This is a genomic window from Anaerotignum sp., assembly GCF_031981185.1.
Classification (GTDB): domain Bacteria; phylum Bacillota; class Clostridia; order Lachnospirales; family Anaerotignaceae; genus Chakrabartyella.
In genome coordinates, this window is sequence record NZ_DALYUL010000012.1 from 9,293 (window position 1) to 12,228 (window position 2,936).

Below are 2,936 nucleotides of genomic sequence, written 5' to 3' on the forward strand. Positions count from 1 at the left end.
AAAATAGTTAGATGTCTAACTAATTGATTAGACACCTAACTATTTTATCATATTATTTTTAATTGTCAATTAAAAAATTATAATACATATTGAAACATAAACGCTATGTGTAGGCTGCTGCCAACCATAACAAAGATATGAAAGATTTCATGGAAGCCAAAATGTTTAAATGTAATATTAGGCTTTTTCAAGCCATAGATAACAGCCCCAACAGTGTAAACAACCCCGCCTGCAAGTAAAAGACCAACGCCATTCCAACTAACGGCCTTTTCCAATGGTACAAATACAATGACTGCCAACCAACCCATGACAACATATATCAACGTGGATAACCATCTGGGTGCATTCATCCAAAATATTTTAAGAAGAATACCAGCTAAAGCAAATGCCCAGATTAAAACCAGCATCGTCCAGCCCCATGTGCCGTGTAAGGATACCAAACAGATGGGAGTATAAGTTCCAGCAATTAAGACGAAAATCATCATATGATCAATACGTCGTAAAACATTCACTTTATTTTGTGATAACTTTAATGTATGATAAATTGTGCTGGCTCCGTATAAAAGCAATAATGAAATACCAAAAATAGCAAAACCCCATTGATGCCAAACGCTTGCCTCAAGTTTTGCTTTATACATCAGTAAGATAAAGCATGGGATTACTGCAAGAAAGCCAACAAAATGTGTCAATGCACTTATAGGGTCTTTTACTTTAAAAATTATTTTACTCATAGTCTCCGCTCCTTCATGTAGTTATCAATACTACATATCATTATATCCATATAGTAACACATTATTTAAAATAGCGCAAGAAGAATTTGGAATAAAATCTTGAAGCATTCTTTGAAATAATATATAATAAAAGAAAGAGAGAAATTTAACAAAATAAATATATTGGGGTGAACAAATGGCAGCTCTTGAAATGATTATAGATACCTTCACACAGCAAATTAAGTCTTCAGGAAGTATTGATATCGAGGATATTCCAAATATTGATTTATATATGGATCAGGTAACTACCTTTATGGATAAGGCTTTGGTGAGAAATAAACGTTATGATGAGGATAAGATATTAACAAAAACCATGATTAACAACTACACCAAGGCAAAAATTTTTCCTGCACCAATTAAGAAAAAGTATAGCCGTATGCATATCATGCTTTTGATTATGATTTATCATTTAAAGACTGTTCTTTCAATCAGAGACATCGGTATTCTATTTCAACCGGTGCTTTCGGTAAAATCTTTGGAAGAGCAGGAGAAGATGATTAAAAATATTTACAAAGGATTTACCAAACTGCAACTTTCAACTCAGCAAAATATGCAGTCCTCCGCTGAAGGAATGCAAGATACGGCAATTCCCGTAAAAGAAATTATTGGCGCGTATCAAGATGAAAAGATAGAAAAGATTTTATTGGTTTTGCTTCTTGCAATTCGTGCCAATGCAGAAAAGCAGCTGGCAGAAAAGGTTTTAGACACATATTTTTAAACAAAAAAAGCGATACATCTTAAAATATAGATGTATCGCTTTTAGCTTTAAACTGAAAAACTGCTGAAATGATTAATAAGCGAGAATTTAGATTGCTATGAAAAATCTCTTTTTCATCGAATGCATCTTATTACCACTGTAACAATTATATCAAGGAACAATACAAAAGCTAGAAAACTATTAAAATAAGCTAAGCTGATTCGTTTCGGGAATACCGTTTAAAACTCCGTTTTCCTTTAAAAGATCTATGAGAGATCGCCCTAAGGTTGTTCTATTCTTCAGTTCCTCCAAGGTATTGAATTCCCCCGTTTTCCTGCCTTCCACAATACTTTCTGCTGCAGTGGTACCCAAGCCCTGCAAGGAATTAAAGGGAGGTATCATCCCTTCCTTTGTGATGATAAATTTTTTGCTATCCGATTTATAAAGATCAATAGGCAGAAAGTGGAACCCTCTGGCATAAAACTCAACAATAATTTCTAAGACAGTCATTTTATTTTTATCCTTCGCCGTGGCTTCCATTCCTTTCGCCTGAATCTCTTTGATTGCTTCTTTCGCCTTCTCCATCCCTTTACACATGGTGGCATAATCAAAATCGTCGCTAGCCCTCACAGTAAAATATGCGGCATAGTATGCCTCGGGATAGTGAATTTTAAAATAAGCAATGCGGAATGCCATCATAACATACGCAGCGGCATGGGCCTTAGGGAACATATACTTAATCTTTTGGCAAGATTCAATATACCAGTCCGGAACTTGAGAGGCCTTCATATCTTCAATATCTTCCTCAGTCAAGCCCTTCCCTTTACGTACCTTCTCCATAATTTTAAAAGATTTCTTTCTATCTACACCTTTGTTGATTAAATAGATCATAATACTATCACGCGTAGAAATGGTTTCTTTCAAAGTGATGGTACCATTTTCTATCAAAGTCTGGGCATTGCCTAGCCATACATCAGTCCCATGGGAAAGCCCCGAAATTCGTAATAAGTCGGCAAAAGATTTTGGTTTCGTATCCAAAAGCATGCCACGAACAAATTTTGTTCCGAACTCCGGAATACCTAGGGTTCCTGTTTTACAATTGATATCTTCCTCCGTAACCCCCAAAGCTTGTGGTGATTCAAACAAAGACATGGTCTCTGGGTCACCAAGGGGCACTGTTTGTGGATTTACTCCAGTTAAATCGTAAAGCATACGAATGACCGTCGGATCATCATGCCCCAAAAGGTCAAGCTTCAGTAAACGTCCACTGATGGAGTGATAATCAAAGTGAGTCGTGGTAATCTTTGAATTCACATCATTTGCGGGGCGCTGAATGGGACAAAATTCGTAAATACTATGGTCGTTGGGCACAACCATCAACCCTCCAGGATGTTGTCCTGTGGTTCTTTTTACCCCTGTGCAACCCAATATCAAACGATTTATTTCCGCATTATGCACCGTCTGTTCAC

General features: G+C 36.5%; 3 protein-coding genes. 1 reads left to right on the top strand and 2 read right to left on the bottom strand.

Features of this window, described 5'->3' with window-relative positions; all coding sequences use genetic code 11:
* Window positions 1–77 precede the first annotated feature (77 nt).
* A complete protein-coding gene (trhA, locus tag RTK36_RS08325) occupies window positions 78–731 on the bottom strand; it encodes a PAQR family membrane homeostasis protein TrhA (RefSeq protein ID WP_331654992.1) in 654 nt (217 codons plus the stop codon).
* Window positions 732–906: 175 nt separating this feature from the next.
* Here trhA and RTK36_RS08330 point away from each other — a divergent pair, with 175 nt between their 5' ends.
* A complete protein-coding gene (locus RTK36_RS08330; RefSeq protein WP_312046138.1) occupies window positions 907–1,488 on the top strand; it encodes a DUF1836 domain-containing protein in 582 nt (193 codons plus the stop codon).
* A gap of 180 nt (window positions 1,489–1,668) precedes the next feature.
* Here the strand turns inward: RTK36_RS08330 and RTK36_RS08335 are convergent.
* On the bottom strand, window positions 1,669–2,936 hold a 1,268-nt coding region (locus RTK36_RS08335; protein WP_331654993.1), incomplete at its 5' end, for a helix-hairpin-helix domain-containing protein.

What these genes read in the sequence shown, in the direction of transcription:
- trhA (WP_331654992.1), bottom strand. Translation starts at nt 731, where the DNA reads ATGAGTAAAATAATTTTTAAAGTAAAAGACCCTATAAGTGCATTGACA.
- RTK36_RS08330 (WP_312046138.1), top strand. Translation starts at nt 907, where the DNA reads ATGGCAGCTCTTGAAATGATTATAGATACCTTCACACAGCAAATTAAG.